The organism is Enterobacter sp. N5-15 (assembly GCF_057221635.1).
Genome location: NZ_CM170150.1, coordinates 3,647,198 through 3,662,645 on the forward strand (window position 1 = coordinate 3,647,198; position 15,448 = coordinate 3,662,645).

The 15,448-nt window shown below is 54.4% G+C and carries 18 protein-coding genes and 1 other RNA gene; 9 read left to right on the top strand and 10 right to left on the bottom strand.

The window, feature by feature from the left end:
• Nucleotides 1-6 precede the first annotated feature (6 nt).
• The gene (locus tag AC2TE5_RS17190) at nucleotides 7-492 is read left to right on the top strand and encodes an OmpA family protein (protein WP_213328583.1); all 486 of its coding nucleotides are present in this window, start codon (nucleotides 7-9) and stop codon (nucleotides 490-492) included.
• Nucleotides 493-494: 2 nt separating this feature from the next.
• Here the strand turns inward: AC2TE5_RS17190 and AC2TE5_RS17195 are convergent, their stop codons facing one another.
• The 7 genes from AC2TE5_RS17195 to ffh form a co-directional block, all read right to left on the bottom strand.
• A complete protein-coding gene (locus AC2TE5_RS17195) occupies nucleotides 495-1,865 on the bottom strand; it encodes a PepSY-associated TM helix domain-containing protein (RefSeq protein WP_484612081.1) in 1,371 nt (456 codons plus the stop codon).
• A gap of 39 nt (nucleotides 1,866-1,904) precedes the next feature.
• Nucleotides 1,905-2,309 carry a DUF2946 domain-containing protein gene (locus AC2TE5_RS17200; protein ID WP_484612082.1) on the bottom strand — a complete coding sequence of 135 codons (405 nt, stop codon included), beginning with the start codon at nucleotides 2,307-2,309 and terminating at the stop codon, nucleotides 1,905-1,907.
• A 132-nt stretch (nucleotides 2,310-2,441) separates the two neighbouring features.
• Entirely contained in the window at nucleotides 2,442-2,789 is a 348-nt protein-coding gene (rplS, locus tag AC2TE5_RS17205; protein ID WP_002914145.1) for a 50S ribosomal protein L19, read from the bottom strand.
• Nucleotides 2,790-2,832: 43 nt separating this feature from the next.
• Nucleotides 2,833-3,600, bottom strand: coding sequence for a tRNA (guanosine(37)-N1)-methyltransferase TrmD (trmD, locus tag AC2TE5_RS17210; protein WP_014832949.1), 768 nt, complete (start codon nucleotides 3,598-3,600; stop codon nucleotides 2,833-2,835).
• A gap of 31 nt (nucleotides 3,601-3,631) precedes the next feature.
• The gene (gene rimM / locus AC2TE5_RS17215) at nucleotides 3,632-4,171 is read right to left on the bottom strand and encodes a ribosome maturation factor RimM (RefSeq protein ID WP_029741020.1); all 540 of its coding nucleotides are present in this window, start codon (nucleotides 4,169-4,171) and stop codon (nucleotides 3,632-3,634) included.
• 15 nt (nucleotides 4,172-4,186) lie between these two features.
• A complete protein-coding gene (rpsP, locus tag AC2TE5_RS17220) occupies nucleotides 4,187-4,435 on the bottom strand; it encodes a 30S ribosomal protein S16 (RefSeq protein WP_003863133.1) in 249 nt (82 codons plus the stop codon).
• 136 nt (nucleotides 4,436-4,571) lie between these two features.
• The gene (gene ffh / locus AC2TE5_RS17225; RefSeq protein ID WP_014884878.1) at nucleotides 4,572-5,933 is read right to left on the bottom strand and encodes a signal recognition particle protein; all 1,362 of its coding nucleotides are present in this window, start codon (nucleotides 5,931-5,933) and stop codon (nucleotides 4,572-4,574) included.
• A 166-nt stretch (nucleotides 5,934-6,099) separates the two neighbouring features.
• Here ffh and AC2TE5_RS17230 point away from each other — a divergent pair, with 166 nt between their 5' ends.
• Together AC2TE5_RS17230 and AC2TE5_RS17235 are read left to right on the top strand one after the other, a co-directional pair.
• Complete coding sequence (locus AC2TE5_RS17230; RefSeq protein ID WP_014884879.1) at nucleotides 6,100-6,891, top strand: cytochrome C assembly family protein; 792 nt, start codon at nucleotides 6,100-6,102, stop codon at nucleotides 6,889-6,891.
• Nucleotides 6,892-6,909: 18 nt separating this feature from the next.
• Complete coding sequence (locus tag AC2TE5_RS17235) at nucleotides 6,910-8,196, top strand: HlyC/CorC family transporter (protein WP_032640969.1); 1,287 nt, start codon at nucleotides 6,910-6,912, stop codon at nucleotides 8,194-8,196.
• A gap of 52 nt (nucleotides 8,197-8,248) precedes the next feature.
• On the opposite strand, the gene grpE is transcribed toward AC2TE5_RS17235, so the two are convergent.
• A complete protein-coding gene (gene grpE, locus AC2TE5_RS17240; RefSeq protein WP_023308880.1) occupies nucleotides 8,249-8,842 on the bottom strand; it encodes a nucleotide exchange factor GrpE in 594 nt (197 codons plus the stop codon).
• 122 nt (nucleotides 8,843-8,964) lie between these two features.
• Between grpE and nadK the strand changes: the two genes are divergently transcribed.
• The 3 genes from nadK (at nucleotide 8,965) to bamE (ending at nucleotide 12,067) form a co-directional block, all read left to right on the top strand.
• A complete protein-coding gene (gene nadK, locus AC2TE5_RS17245) occupies nucleotides 8,965-9,843 on the top strand; it encodes an NAD(+) kinase (RefSeq protein ID WP_008502500.1) in 879 nt (292 codons plus the stop codon).
• An 85-nt stretch (nucleotides 9,844-9,928) separates the two neighbouring features.
• Nucleotides 9,929-11,590, top strand: a complete 1,662-nt coding sequence (gene recN / locus AC2TE5_RS17250) for a DNA repair protein RecN (RefSeq protein ID WP_484612083.1) — start codon at nucleotides 9,929-9,931, stop codon at nucleotides 11,588-11,590.
• 138 nt (nucleotides 11,591-11,728) lie between these two features.
• Nucleotides 11,729-12,067 (top strand): outer membrane protein assembly factor BamE, encoded by a 339-nt coding sequence (gene bamE, locus AC2TE5_RS17255; RefSeq protein ID WP_008502502.1) that lies wholly within the window; start codon nucleotides 11,729-11,731, stop codon nucleotides 12,065-12,067.
• A 106-nt stretch (nucleotides 12,068-12,173) separates the two neighbouring features.
• Here the strand turns inward: bamE and AC2TE5_RS17260 are convergent, their stop codons facing one another.
• Both AC2TE5_RS17260 and AC2TE5_RS17265 read right to left on the bottom strand, forming a co-directional pair.
• Entirely contained in the window at nucleotides 12,174-12,461 is a 288-nt protein-coding gene (locus AC2TE5_RS17260) for an RnfH family protein (protein ID WP_484612084.1), read from the bottom strand.
• Nucleotides 12,451-12,888 carry a type II toxin-antitoxin system RatA family toxin gene (locus AC2TE5_RS17265; RefSeq protein WP_484612085.1) on the bottom strand — a complete coding sequence of 146 codons (438 nt, stop codon included), beginning with the start codon at nucleotides 12,886-12,888 and terminating at the stop codon, nucleotides 12,451-12,453. The genes AC2TE5_RS17260 and AC2TE5_RS17265 overlap by 11 nt, the downstream gene beginning before the upstream one ends.
• Before the next feature lie 156 nt (nucleotides 12,889-13,044).
• Between AC2TE5_RS17265 and smpB the strand changes: the two genes are divergently transcribed.
• From smpB to AC2TE5_RS17280, 3 genes are all read left to right on the top strand, one after another.
• Complete coding sequence (gene smpB / locus AC2TE5_RS17270; RefSeq protein ID WP_008502505.1) at nucleotides 13,045-13,527, top strand: SsrA-binding protein SmpB; 483 nt, start codon at nucleotides 13,045-13,047, stop codon at nucleotides 13,525-13,527.
• A gap of 89 nt (nucleotides 13,528-13,616) precedes the next feature.
• Nucleotides 13,617-13,980: a transfer-messenger RNA gene (ssrA, locus tag AC2TE5_RS17275) on the top strand.
• A gap of 204 nt (nucleotides 13,981-14,184) precedes the next feature.
• A complete protein-coding gene (locus tag AC2TE5_RS17280) occupies nucleotides 14,185-15,426 on the top strand; it encodes an integrase domain-containing protein (protein ID WP_332942172.1) in 1,242 nt (413 codons plus the stop codon).
• Nucleotides 15,427-15,448 lie beyond the last annotated feature (22 nt).

A 15,448-nucleotide genomic window follows, 5' to 3' on the forward strand; every position in this document is an offset into this window, starting at 1 on the left:
TACACTATGTTAAAACGTTACTTCGCGCCGATAGTACTGGCCTCACTGGTTCTGGCAGGCTGTCAGTCGCCGCCGGAAGGCAAATTCACTCCTGAGCAAATTGCGGCGATGAAGTCTTACGGTTTTAACGAACTGAACGGTGACTGGTCGCTCGGCATGTCGGACACCATCCTGTTTGATAAAAATGACGCCAGACTGCGATCGGAAAGTGAAACGCAGATCCAATCCATGGCCTCCCGCCTGGCGGAAACCGGCCTGAACCACGCGCGAATGGACGGTCATACGGATAATTACGGTGAAGAAAGCTACAACGAAGCGCTGTCGTTAAAACGCGCCAACGCCGTGGCCGATGCCTGGGCGAAGGGGGCAAATATCCCGCGCAGCAATCTCACCACGCAGGGATTAGGTCAAAAATACCCGGTTGCGAGCAACAGTACCCCGCAAGGGCGCGCTGAAAACCGCCGCGTCGCAGTGGTTATCAGCACGCCATAGGGTTATTTAGCGGATGTTTCGGCGAGCGTCACCCTGGTTGCCGCTCGCCAGCGCAGCCAGTCCACCAGAACAAACAGCGCCAGACTCACGCCCATGACCGGCAAGGCCAGCCCAAGCAGTACGCTGATTATCACCGTAACCCCTCTTCCCCACCCTGACAGCGCCAGCCAGCTCTGACTAAGCGTCTGCACCGGATCCACGGCCGACTGTGCCGGACGACGCATCCACCACATCCGGTAACCCCAGATGATGAGCACGAAGAGGGCGAGGCCGAACGCCACGAGCAGCAGCTGATTCACCAGCCCGAATAAGATCCCCATATGGAAATCTACGCCCCAGCGGGTCAGTTTTGCCATTAGCGGGAAATCCTCGAATCGGGTTCTGTCCAGGACCTGCATCGTAGAAGGATCAACCGCAACGGCATCGACCTGGGTCGGCCAGCTGCGATCGATTTCCGTCACGGTCCAGGCGCGATCCGCCGTTTTCGCCGGGCGGATCTCCAGCCTGTTGGCATCAATCCCTGCTTTACGCGCCGCGTTTAACACCCCGTCAAACTGCGTCAAATCCATCGCCATTTCCGGCATCGTCATTCCGCCGTGATGGCCACGGTGTTCGGCATGTTCATCCACGATCTCATGTTGGCCGGAAAGCGTCGTGTTCACCTGCGGGGTCAGCCAGTTCATCTCAGCCCGCAGCCTGTCAACATTCCCGCCAGCCCACTGGGACCAGGTCAGCCCGGTTGCTGAGAACAGCAGCATTCCGCCCAGCAGACTCCAGCCCAGCGTCACGTGCAGGCGACGTCGATTCTGGAAGCGATTATTGATCCGCCGTTTGGGGCGGGTAAAAAACCATAGGCCAACACCGCCCAGCGCGGCAACCCACATCCAGGAGGCCGCAAGCTCGCTGTAGAGTCGCCCCACGTCGCCCAGCATCAGAGAGGTATGCAGGTAATCAATGGTCTGACGCAGCGGTAAAATCCCGCTGGTGCCGTATACCGTCATATCCCCCAGCACCGTCAGGCTTACCGGATCAATAAAAATAGACCTGTTCTCCGATGGCCCAAGCGCCGGGTCAGCAAACATCACGCGGGTGGTTTCCCCTTCAGCCAGCCCCGGACGAACGGCGTGCAAACGCACATCCGATCCAACGGTTTTTTCCGCCACGGAAATTTGTTCCGCCAGCGGCTGCGGCACGCCCACGGAATCCGTGTGGAGCGCGTGCCGGTAGAGCGCATTCTCCAGCTGCGGGGTCGCCACATACAGCGTACCGGTCAGCGCGGCAAAGAAGATAAACGGGCCGACAAACAGCCCAACGTAGAAATGGAGGCGACGCAGCAGGTTTCCCCATGCCGCGCGCGGAGTGCAGGTAGTCATACTTTTCCTTTTTAAGGCAGTAAGTTATCGATTTATTTTTTAAAGGGAAAAAGCAGACTGCCGCGGCGGCGCGCGGGTATCAGGATAAAGCCAGGGGAAAAAGTGCCAGTGACTGACCGCCTGGCGCGGCGGCTTAACGCGAAGCCTCTGCAGCACCACGCTGAGCAGGACGATCAGCGCCAGCATCACGCCAGGGACGTGCGCTAACAGCACGCAGTAGCCGCACGCTTCCGCATGGTCGACAGGCATCGTGTGCGGCATATCGCCGTGATGCTCATCCATCGACATCATGCTCATGTCATGATGCATGGCTGGCATCGCGCTCATGGGATCTTTCTGCAACGAGACGGAGATAAGCGGCGCTACCACGATCAGCAGGATCGCAAACAGCGCGGTCAATGCCGCTGCGCGTTTCCGGTTAGGCTGATGCAGTACGTTATCCACGTCCCCTCCATTCAAGAGGCGAGCATTGTAAATGATTTATGACAAAAGGGTTAACGTGAGAAATGCGCAGGGATAAAAAAAGGGCCGGCCTTTCGGCCAGCCCTTTCTAACAGGATGTCGCTTAAGCGAATCTTAGTTCAGACGCTCTTTAATACGAGCAGACTTACCAGTACGCTCACGCAGGTAGTACAGTTTAGCTTTACGTACAGCACCACGACGTTTAACAGCAATGCTGTCAACTACCGGAGAGTGAGTCTGGAAGACACGCTCAACGCCTTCGCCGTTGGAAATTTTACGAACAGTGAATGCAGAGTGCAGACCGCGGTTACGAATAGCGATAACCACGCCCTCGAATGCCTGCAGACGTTTTTTGGAACCTTCAACAACCCATACTTTCACTTCCACGGTGTCACCTGGACGGAAGGAAGGTACGTCCTGCTTCATCTGCTCTTGTTCAAGTTGCTTAATAATGTTGCTCATAATTTAATCTCTTATCCTGGGTAAACTGATATTCGGGAGCGTATTACGCATTCCCATCATGTTCATGCTGCTGGTGCGCGTGTTCAGTTTTGAACTCGGCCAGCAACTTTGCTTGCTCTTCAGTCAGAGCCAGGTTTTCCAGAAGTTCAGGTCTTCTAAGCCAGGTTCGGCCCAGCGACTGCTTCAAACGCCAGCGACGTATCTCGGCATGGTTTCCAGACAGTAAAACTGCCGGTACTTCCATCCCTTCTAACACTTCAGGACGAGTATAGTGTGGACAGTCCAGCAACCCATCGGCAAAGGAATCTTCCGTTGCCGAAGCTTCATGGCCCAGAACCCCCGGAATGAACCGGGCGACGGAGTCAATCAGCGTCATTGCGGGTAACTCACCACCGCTGAGAACGTAATCGCCGATAGACCATTCTTCGTCAATCTCGGTTTGAATTACGCGCTCATCTATCCCTTCGTAGCGCCCACAGACCAGAATCAGCTTTTGATTCGTCGCCAGTTCGCTCACGCCCGCTTGATCAAGCTTGCGTCCCTGAGGTGACAGATAAATCACCTTTGCGCCTTCACCTGCCGCGGCTTTTGCTGTGTGAATGGCGTCCCGTAAGGGTTGCACCATCATTAGCATCCCCGGTCCGCCGCCGTAAGGACGATCGTCCACGGTACGGTGCCGGTCATGAGTAAAGTCACGAGGACTCCAGCTCTGGATGCTCAGCAGGCCATTCTTTACTGCCCGGCCAGTTACCCCGTAATCGGTAATCGCGCGGAACATTTCAGGAAACAGGCTAATTATGCCAATCCACATAGCGCCGTCTTTTACCGTTTATCCGGAGAATTTAAAAACCAGGATCCCAATCTACTTCAATGGTTTGAGTAGTGAGATCGACTTTCTTGATAACCTGTCCATCGAGGAACGGAACCAACCGCTCCTTGATGCCAAATGCATCTTTCAGGTTTGCCTTAATGACGAGAACGTCATTTGACCCGGTTTCCATCATATCGATGACTTTCCCCAGGCTGTAGCCTTCGGTAGTGACTACCTGGCAACCCATAAGGTCTTTCCAGTAGTAGTCGCCCTCTTCCAGCTGTGGCAACTGCGACGAATCCACGACAATTTCACAATTAGTCAGCGCATTCGCGGCATCACGATCGTCAACGCCTTTCAGCTTGATGATGATGTCCTGATTGTGGTGACGCCAGCTTTCCAGCTCGACCTCTTCCCACTTACCGCCTTTCTGGATAAACCAGGGCTGGTAATCAAAAATGCTATCAGCGTCTTCAGTGGAGGAAAACACTCTGAGCCAACCACGGATACCGTAGCAAGAACCCATTTTTCCCAATACGATCGGTTCAACAGGTGCTTTATTGCTCATCATGACCACCGTGACAGATTAAGCTGCTTTGTTTGCTGCTTTGATCAGCGTAGCAACGCGATCGGAAACAGTAGCGCCCTGGCCAACCCAGTGAGCGATACGATCCAGATCCAGACGAGTTTCTTCTTCTGCGCCAGCGGCCAGTGGGTTGAAGAAACCAACGCGCTCGATGAAGCGACCGTTGCGTGCATTACGGCTGTCAGTCACAACAACCTGGTAGAACGGACGCTTTTTAGCGCCGTGACGAGCTAAACGAATAGTAACCATAACATCCTCTTGTGTGAATAAAACAACCGGGCCCCATCGAGGAACGGAGCCCGGGTGTCATATTAAAAGCCCGAAAATTTTACTGATTTTTGGGGAAAATGCAATCAGCATATTGATACTGAGCACGAAACACGGTTTATCGGCCAGGGAATCCTGGAGGCATCATCCCTTTCATACCGCGCATCATCTTCGCCATGCCGCCTTTCTTCATTTTCTTCATCATGCGCTGCATGTCGTCGAACTGTTTCAGAAGGCGGTTAACGTCCTGCACCTGCATGCCGCAACCGGCTGCGATACGGCGTTTACGGGAACCTTTGATGATGTCCGGGTTAGCGCGTTCTTTGAGGGTCATCGAGTTGATGATCGCCTCCATACGCACCAGCACCTTGTCATCCATCTGCGCTTTCACGTTGTCAGGGATCTGGCCCATGCCCGGCAGTTTGCCCATCAGGCTGGCCATGCCGCCCATGTTTTTCATCTGACGCAGCTGCTCAAGGAAATCGGTGAGATCGAAACCGTCGCCTTTTTTCAGCTTGCTGGCCAGCTTCTCGGCCTGCGCGCGGTCAACCTTGCTCTCGATATCTTCGATCAGCGACAGCACGTCGCCCATGCCGAGGATACGGGAGGCAATACGGTCCGGGTGGAACGGCTCCAGCGCTTCCGTCTTCTCACCCACGCCGAGGAATTTAATCGGCTTACCGGTGATGTGACGAATGGAGAGCGCCGCACCGCCGCGGGCATCACCGTCCACCTTGGTCAGCACCACGCCGGTTAACGGCAGCGCTTCGTTAAACGCTTTCGCGGTATTCGCCGCATCCTGACCGGTCATGGCGTCGACAACGAACAGGGTCTCTACCGGGTTGATAGAGGCATGTACCTGCTTGATCTCGTCCATCATCGCTTCGTCAACGTGCAGACGACCGGCGGTATCCACCAGCAGCACGTCGTAGAATTTCAGCTTCGCTTCTTTCAGCGCAGCGTTAACGATGTCGACAGGTTTCTGCGCCACGTCGGACGGGAAGAAATCTACGCCGACCTGCTCGGCCAGGGTTTCCAGCTGTTTGATCGCCGCGGGGCGATAGACGTCCGCAGAGACCACCAGCACTTTCTTCTTGTGCTTTTCACGCAGGAACTTACCCAGCTTACCGACGCTGGTCGTTTTACCCGCACCCTGCAGGCCCGCCATCAGCACCACGGCCGGCGGCTGAGCCGCCAGGTTAAGCACCTGGTTCTCTTCGCCCATCGCCGAAACCAGTTCATTACGAACGATTTTGACGAACTCCTGACCCGGGGTCAGGCTCTTGTTAACTTCATGACCAACCGCCTTCTCTTTTACGCGGTTGATAAAATCACGAACAACCGGCAACGCGACGTCTGCTTCCAGCAGCGCCATGCGCACTTCGCGCAGCGTTTCCTTGATGTTCTCTTCAGTAAGGCGTCCGCGGCCGCTGATGTTGCGCAGCGTGCGCGACAAACGATCGGTTAAATTATCAAACATTGTCTCTCGCCTGAGTAGAAACGTTGGGCCGCCATGGGCGACACATACACAGAATTTTGCCGGAGTATAACATGAAGGCGCCTTTGTTGTTATGCAACGGTTGGAGCAGGCGTCACGTAACGTTATACTGCTTCTCTTTCTTATTAAGACAACTGTCGATGCCTATATGCCTGTTTTCGCACTGATCGCCCTTGTTGCCTACTCTGTCAGCCTTGCGCTGATCGTTCCCGGACTGCTGCAAAAAAACAGCGGCTGGCGGCGCATGGCTATTCTTTCCGCGGTGATCGCACTGATTAGCCACGCGTTTGCGCTGGAATCACGCATCATTCCCGGCGACGGCAGCGTGCAAAACCTGAGCGTCCTCAACGTCGGCTCGCTGGTCAGCCTGATGATCTGTACGGTAATGACCATCGTCGCGTCTAAAAATCGCGGCTGGCTGCTGCTGCCGATTGTCTATACCTTCGCGCTGATCAATCTGGCCCTCGCCACCTTTATGCCTAATGAATTCATTACGCATCTGGAGGCTACCCCGGGGATGCTGGTGCATATCGGCCTGTCGCTCTTTGCCTACGCGACGCTGATCATCGCCGCGCTTTACGCCATGCAGCTCGCCTGGATTGACTACCAGCTGAAAAACAAAAAGCTGGCGTTTAACCATGAAATGCCGCCGCTGATGGTCATTGAGCGTAAGATGTTCCACATCACCCAGGTGGGCGTGGTGCTGCTGACGCTGACGCTCTGCACGGGCCTGTTTTACATGAAGAACCTGTTCAGCGTGGAGAACATCGATAAAGCGGTACTCTCCATCATCGCGTGGTTTGTCTATATTGTCCTGTTATGGGGCCATTATCATGAAGGCTGGCGCGGTCGTCGCGTGGTCTGGTTCAACGTCGCGGGTGCGGGCATTCTCACCCTTGCCTATTTTGGCAGCCGCTTCATACAGCAATTTGCTGGCTAAGAAACAAAGGAGTTCCCCCTGGAACACATCTCTACCACCACGCTGATCGTTACGCTGATCGTCATGGTGGTCATTTCCGCCTATTTCTCCGGCTCGGAAACCGGCATGATGACCTTAAACCGCTACCGGTTACGTCATCGCGCTAAGCAGGGTAACCGTGCCGCACGTCGCGTTGAAAAACTGCTCCGCAAGCCGGATCGCCTGATAAGCCTGGTGCTCATCGGCAACAACCTTGTCAACATTCTGGCCTCCGCCCTCGGCACTATTGTCGGGATGCGCCTGTACGGCAACGCCGGGGTGGCGATTGCCACCGGCGTGCTGACGTTCGTGGTGCTGGTGTTTGCCGAAGTGCTGCCGAAAACCATCGCCGCGCTTTACCCTGAGAAAGTTGCCTACCCGAGCAGCTTCCTGCTGGCACCGCTGCTGATCCTGATGATGCCGCTGGTCTGGCTGCTGAACATGGTGACGCGCGTACTGATGCGGATGGTGGGGATCAAAGCCGATGTCACCATCAGCAGCGCGCTCAGCAAAGAAGAGCTTCGCACCATCGTGCATGAATCCCGCTCGCAGATCTCCCGACGCAATCAGGACATGCTCCTGTCGGTGCTGGATCTGGAAAAGGTGAGCGTAAACGACATCATGGTGCCGCGTAACGAAATCGTCGGTATCGACATCAATGACGACTGGAAAGCCATCGTTCGCCAGCTGACGCACTCCCCGCACGGGCGCATTGTGCTCTATCGCGACTCGCTGGATGACGCCATCAGCATGCTGCGCGTGCGCGAAGCCTACCGTCTGATGACCGAGAAAAAAGAGTTCACCAAAGAGGTGATGCTGCGCGCCGCCGACGAGATTTACTACGTGCCGGAAGGGACCCCGCTCAGCACGCAGCTGGTGAAATTCCAGCGCAACAAGAAGAAAGTAGGCCTGGTGGTCAATGAGTACGGCGATATTCAGGGGCTAGTGACGGTCGAAGATATTCTGGAAGAGATTGTCGGGGACTTTACCACGTCAATGTCGCCTTCCCTCGCGGAAGAGGTTACCCCGCAAAACGACGGCTCGGTGCTGATTGACGGTAGCGCGAACATTCGTGAACTCAACAAAGCCTTTAACTGGCATTTGCCGGAAGATGAAGCTCGAACCATTAACGGGATGATTCTGGAAGCGCTGGAAGAAATCCCGGCGGCGGGCACGCGGGTACGCATTGAGCAATACGATATTGATATCCTGGACGTGCAGGACAATATGATTAAGCAGGTGAAAGTCCTGCCCGTTAAACCCCTGCGCGAAAGTATCGCTGAGTAAGGCTGTAGGCCGGGTGAGGCGAACGCCGCCACCCGGCACTACGAATGGCAAATTACGCTTTCGCTTTCGCCACGGTCACCATCGCAGCGCGAATGGTACGGCCGTTCAGGGTGTAACCTTTCTGCATCACGCCCAGCACTTTACCGGCTTCCACCTCTTCGGACTCCACCATGGCAATCGCCTGGTGAACGTTTGGATCCAGCGGTACGTCGGTATCGGCAATCACTTCCACGCCAAACTTACGCACCACGTCGAGCATGGATTTCAGCGTCAGTTCGATACCTTCGATCATCGCCGCGTTGTCCGGATTCGCTTTGTCAGCCACTTCCAGCGCGCGATCGAGGCTATCAATTACCGGCAGCAGTTCGTTGACGAATTTCTCCAGCGCAAATTTATGCGCCTTCTCAACGTCCTGCTCGGTACGACGACGCAGGTTTTCCATTTCCGCCTTGATGCGCAGAACACCATCGCGTTCGCGATTCTGTGCTTCTACCAGTTGGGCTTCCAGATTCGCAATTTTTTCATCGCGCGGGTCCACCTGCTCAGCAGATGCGTCTGGCTCTACAGCCTCAACTTCATCGTGCTGTTCCGTGATAATTTCTTCAGGGGCTTGCCCCTCAGGCGTTTTCTGTTCTTTACTACTCATGAATTTCTCCGCGTTTTTCTGCATTCATCTCGCTAACTTCGCTTATTATGGGGATCAGTTTCCGGGATTCAAGGGAACAAGACAGATTGTCATCATTCATCAGGCACAAGGACCTCCAGAAAATGAATAATCATTTCAGGTGTATTGGGATAGTCGGGCATCCGCGTCACCCTACCGCACTAACGACACATGAAATGTTGTATCGCTGGTTGTGTAGCAAAGGCTATGAAGTGATGGTCGAGCAGCAGATTGCCCAGGAGCTGCAGCTCAAGAGCGTCAAAACCGGCACGCTGGCGGAAATTGGCCAACAGGCCGATCTCGCCGTGGTGGTGGGCGGCGACGGCAACATGCTCGGTGCGGCCCGCACGCTGGCGCGCTATGACATTAAGGTCATCGGCATCAACCGTGGCAATCTCGGCTTTTTAACCGACCTCGACCCGGACAATGCGCAACAGCAGCTGGCCGACGTGCTGGAAGGCCACTATATCAGTGAAAAACGCTTTTTACTGGAAGCGCAGGTATGCCAGCAGGACTGCCAGAAGCGCATCAGCACCGCGATTAACGAGGTGGTGCTGCACCCCGGTAAAGTGGCGCACATGATCGAGTTCGAAGTCTATATTGACGAAATTTTTGCCTTCTCCCAGCGTTCTGACGGGCTGATTATCTCCACCCCGACCGGCTCAACCGCCTACTCGCTTTCTGCCGGCGGCCCGATCCTGACGCCTTCGCTGGATGCCATCACCCTGGTGCCAATGTTCCCGCACACGCTCTCCGCCCGCCCGCTGGTTATCAACGGCGACAGCACGATACGTCTGCGCTTCTCGCACCGCCGTAACGACCTGGAGATCAGCTGCGACAGCCAGATAGCGCTGCCGATCCAGGAAGGTGAAGATGTCCTCATTCGTCGGTGTGATTACCACCTGAATCTAATTCATCCGAAAGATTACAGCTATTTCAACACATTAAGCTCGAAGCTTGGCTGGTCAAAAAAATTGTTCTGATTTTGCATCCAGTACTTTACTGTATAAAAAACCAGTTTATACTGTATGAAAACACAGTTATGGTTTTTCATACAGGAAAACAATTATGCTGGCACAACTGACCATCAGCAACTTTGCCATTGTTCGTGAGCTTGAGATCGATTTCCACAGCGGCATGACGGCGATCACCGGGGAAACCGGTGCAGGTAAATCCATTGCCATTGATGCCCTCGGCTTGTGCCTTGGCGGTCGCGCAGAGGGCGATATGGTGCGCATGGGCGCAAACCGTGCCGACCTGTGCGCCCGTTTCTCCCTGAAAGACACCCCTGCCGCCCAGCGCTGGCTGGAACAGAACCAGCTTGAAGATGGACGTGAGTGTTTACTTCGCCGCGTGATCAGCAGCGACGGTCGTTCACGTGGCTTTATCAACGGCACGGCGGTTCCGCTTTCCCAGCTTCGCGAACTCGGCCAGCTGCTTATCCAGATCCACGGCCAGCACGCGCATCAGCAACTCGTCAAACCTGAACAGCAGAAAGCGCTGCTGGATGGCTATGCGGGTGAGTACGCGCTTACTCAGCTTATGGCGGAGCACTATCGCCAGTGGCATCAGAGCTGCCGTGAACTTGCCCAGCACCAGCAGCAAAGCCAGGAGCGCGCCGCACGTGCGGAGCTGCTGGCGTACCAGCTTAAAGAGCTGAACGAATTCAACCCGCAGCCGGGTGAGTTTGAGCAAATCGACGAAGAGTACAAGCGTCTGGCAAACAGCGGCCACCTGCTCTCAACCAGCCAGAATGCGCTCAACCTGCTGGCGGATGGCGAAGACGTGAACCTGCAGAGCCAGCTGTATAACGTCCGCCAGCTGATTACCGAACTGGTCGGCATGGACAGCAAGCTTTCAGGCGTACTGGATATGCTGGAAGAAGCGGCCATTCAGATCTCCGAAGCCAGTGACGAACTGCGCCACTACTGTGAACGTCTGGATCTCGACCCGAACCGTCTGTTTGAGCTGGAGCAGCGTATCTCCCGTCAGATTTCACTGGCGCGCAAGCACCACGTCACGCCGGAAGAGCTGCCGGGCTACTACCAGTCTCTGCTGGAAGAACAGCAGCAGCTTGACGATCAGGCTGACTCGCAGGAAACCCTCTCTCTGGCGGTGAACCTGCACCATGAACAGGCGCTGGCGACAGCGCAAAAGCTGCATGAAATCCGTCAGCATTACGCCCAGGAGCTAAGCCAGCACATCACCGACAGCATGCACACGCTGGCGATGCCGCACGGCGTCTTTACCATTGATGTTCGCTTTGAAGAGAACCACCTGACGGCGGAAGGTGCGGACCGCATCGAGTTCCGCGTCACCACTAACCCGGGGCAGCCGCTGCAGGCTATCTCCAAAGTGGCCTCCGGCGGTGAACTGTCGCGTATTTCACTGGCGATTCAGGTGATTACCGCGCGTAAAATGGAAACCCCGGCGCTGATTTTCGATGAAGTGGATGTCGGCATCAGCGGCCCAACGGCGGCGGTGGTGGGTAAACTGCTGCGCCAACTGGGCGAATCAACGCAGGTGATGTGTGTCACCCACCTGCCGCAGGTCGCGGGCTGTGGCCACCATCACTTTATCGTCAGCAAAGAAACCGACGGCGAAATGACCGAAACGCACATGAAGCCGCTGGATAAACGTGCGCGCCTGCAGGAGCTGGCACGCCTGCTCGGCGGCAGCGAAGTCACGCGTAACACGCTCGCGAACGCGAAAGAACTGCTGGCGGCATAAACTTTTTCGGGATCTCAGGGTCATACAGAACAACAAAAACGCCGCCAGACCGGTTTCAAAGTGGGGCAAGGTCTATTATCATCGGCATATTACATATGAGCCGCGTTCTGCTCGGGCCCGAAAAGGAATCAAATCACTATGCGTTGTAAAATGCTGACCGCTGCCGCAGCGGTTCTTCTGATGTTGACCGCAGGCTGTTCCACTCTGGAGAAAGTGGTTTACCGTCCTGACATCAACCAGGGGAACTACCTTACCCCTAACGATGTGTCCAAAATCCGTGTGGGGATGACACAACAGCAGGTCGCTTATGCACTGGGAACCCCGATGATGTCCGATCCGTTCGGCACTAACACCTGGTTCTATGTATTCCGTCAGAAGCCGGGCCACGAAGATGCGACCCAGCAGACCCTGACGCTGACCTTCAGCAGCGCCGGTGTGTTGACCAACATCGACAACAAGCCTGCCCTGACCAAATAATCAGAAGTCAGAAATGCAAAAAGGTGCTCAATGAGCACCTTTTTTGTATCTGAATTCTTGCGCAGAATCGTAGCCCCGGTAAGCGAAGCGCCCGGGGGAGAAAACGCTACTTACCCGTTTTCTCCGCACGCTGACGACGCAGCTCTTTCGGGTCGGCAATCAGCGGACGATAAATCTCCACCCGATCGCCCTCTTTCAGCACATCACCCAGCTTCACCGGACGGCTGTAAATCCCGACCTTATTCTTCGCCAGGTCGATATCGCTGCGAAGCTCAAGGATGCCGGACGCGCGGATAGCCGCCTCAACGGTTGCCCCCTCTTCCAGCGTCACGCGCTGCAGATACTGCTTCTCCGGCAGCGCGTACACCACTTCTACAGCAATCTTATGCGACACTGTAAACCTCTTTGGCGCGGGTGGTAAACGCCTGAACCATATTGGACGCCAGCTCTTTAAAGATGCGCCCAAACGCCAGCTCAATCAGCTTATTGGTAAATTCAAAGTCCAGCTGGAACTCGATGCGACAGGCTTCAGCGCTCAGCGGCGTAAACTTCCAACCCCCCATCAGGGTTTTAAACGGACCATCCACCAGATGCATCAAAATACTCTGATTGCTGGTCAGCGTATTGCGGGTGGTGAACGTCTTGCTGATCCCCGCTTTGGAGACATCCACCGCCGCAGTCATCTGCGTCGGGCCGGACTCCAGAACGCGGCTCCCGGTGCATCCCGGAATAAATTCTGGATAAGACTGAACATCGTTCACTAACTGGTACATTTGTTCCGCGCTGTAAGGCACGAGCGCAGTACGGCTAATCTGAGGCATAGCATTTCCCATGGTCACACAACGGACAAATAATAACATTTATCACCTGTTAAAAAAACGCTAAGCCTCATCTCGTGCTAAGATAGCGCGTTAGACCTCACAGGACGCAATGAGGTGACTTTTTGAAATCAGATTACCGACGGCTTTACGACACTTATGACGAAGAAAAAAGCACATAAACCAGGCTCGGCGACCATTGCGCTCAACAAGCGTGCTCGCCACGAGTATTTCATTGAAGAAGAATTCGAAGCTGGCCTTGCGTTGCAGGGCTGGGAAGTAAAATCGCTGCGCGCCGGGAAAGCCAACATTGGCGATAGCTACGTGATCCTGAAAGATGGCGAAGCCTTCCTGTTCGGCGCGAACTTTACGCCGCTGACCGTCGCCTCCTCGCACTACGTGTGTGACCCAACGCGCACCCGCAAGCTGCTGCTGAACAAGCGTGAGTTGGAATCTCTCTACGGACGCATCAACCGTGAAGGTTTCACCGTGGTCGCCCTGTCGCTGTACTGGAAAAACGCCTGGTGCAAAGTGAAAGTTGGCGTCGCGAAGGGTAAAAAACAGCACGACAAACGTACTGACCTGAAAGAGCGCGAGTGGCAGTTGGATAAAGCGCGCATCATGAAAAACGCAGGACGTTGATTCTGCACACTTATTGTACTATTCAATAAGTTAGCGTTCCGGGCTGGTATCCAGGAAGTGAAATCTGGTATACTCAGTTCAACACTATTGGGGCTGATTCTGGATTCGACGGGATTTGCGAAACCCAAGGTGCATGCCGAGGGGCGGTTTGCCTCGTTAAAAGCCGCAAAAAAATAGTCGCAAACGACGAAAACTACGCTTTAGCAGCTTAATAACCTGCTCTGAGCCCTCTCTCCCTAGCTTCCGCTCTTAAGACGGGGATCAAAGAGAGGTCAAACCCAAAAGAGATCGCGTGGAAGCCCTGCCTGGGGTTGAAGCGTTAAAACTAATCAGGCTAGTTCGTTAGTGGCGTGTTTGTCCGCAGCTGACGTGCGAATGTAAAGACAAACTAAGCATGTAGTACCGAGGATGTAGAAATTTCGGACGCGGGTTCAACTCCCGCCAGCTCCACCAAAATTCTCCATCGGTGATTACCAGAGTCATCCGATGAAGTCCTAAGAGCCCGCACGGCGCAAGCCCTGCGGGCTTTTTTGTGCCCTCAATTTGTCCCGCGAAGTCCGAAGAGAACTAATTAAATCCGAACCTTTTAGGCACCTTGTTAGGCACCTCATAAAGCTATATTGTTTTTGAGGTGCCTAAAACTATGGAAATCTGGCAATGGCAAGACAAACCAAACCTCTCTCCGTTAAGGAAATCGAATCTGCCAAACCCAAGGAAGCGGACTATGTGCTCTATGATGGCGATGGCCTTGAGCTACTGATCAAATCCAGCGGGAGTAAAATCTGGCAATTTCGCTACATTCGCCCCGTGACCAAGAAGCGAGCGAAAAAGAGCATTGGCCACTACCCGTCAGTTACGCTTGCCGATGCTCGAAGCTATCGGGCAGAATCCCGTTCTCTCCTTGTGAAACAAATCGATCCCCAGGAACATCAGCAAGAACAACTGCGTAGTTTGCTTGAAGCCAAAACTAATACTTTCCAGCTAGTGGCAGAACGTTGGTGGAATGTGAAGAAAGCCAGTGTTACCGAGGACTATGCAGAGGACATATGGCGCTCTCTTGAAAGAGATGTATTTCCAGCGATTGGTGACGTCAGCGTTACAGATATCAAAGCTCATATGCTGGTTCAGGCCGTGCAACCGGTACAGGCCAGAGGTGCACTGGAAACTGTTCGTCGCCTTTGCCAACGCATCAATGAGGTCATGATCTATGCCCAAAACACGGGCCTGATTGATGCTGTTCCCAGTGTCAATATTGGCAAGGCATTCGAGAAGCCGCAGAAGAAAAACATGCCCAGTATTCGTCCGGATCAGCTGCCTCAGTTAATGCAGACGATGCGAACGGCCAGCATTAGCCTTTCCACACGCTGCCTGTTCATGTGGCAACTTCTTACCATAACCCGCCCTGCCGAAGCGGCTGAGGCTCGTTGGGAAGAGATAGACACGGAGGCACGAGAATGGAAGATTCCTGCATCACGCATGAAAATGAACCGCGACCACACTGTTCCATTGTCAGATGAAGCAATCGCGATACTGGAGATGATGAAGCCGTTAAGTGGTAATCGAGAATTTATCTTTCCCAGTCGCATTAAGCCTACCCAGCCGATGAACAGCCAGACAGTGAATGCTGCACTCAAGCGTGCTGGCTTAGGAGGCATACTCGTATCACATGGTTTACGTTCTATCGCTAGTACGGCACTCAATGAGGAAGGATTTCTGCCTGATGTCATTGAAGCAGCACTGGCTCATGTTGACAAAAATGAGGTACGTCGCGCTTATAACCGCAGTGATTACCTTGAGCAACGGCGACCGATGATGCAATGGTGGGCTGATTTTGTTATGGCTGCTGATCGCGGAAGTATGATTGTGGGAGGTATGAGGGGAGAGCGTTTAACGGGATGACGGATAATTAATGACAGTTCCC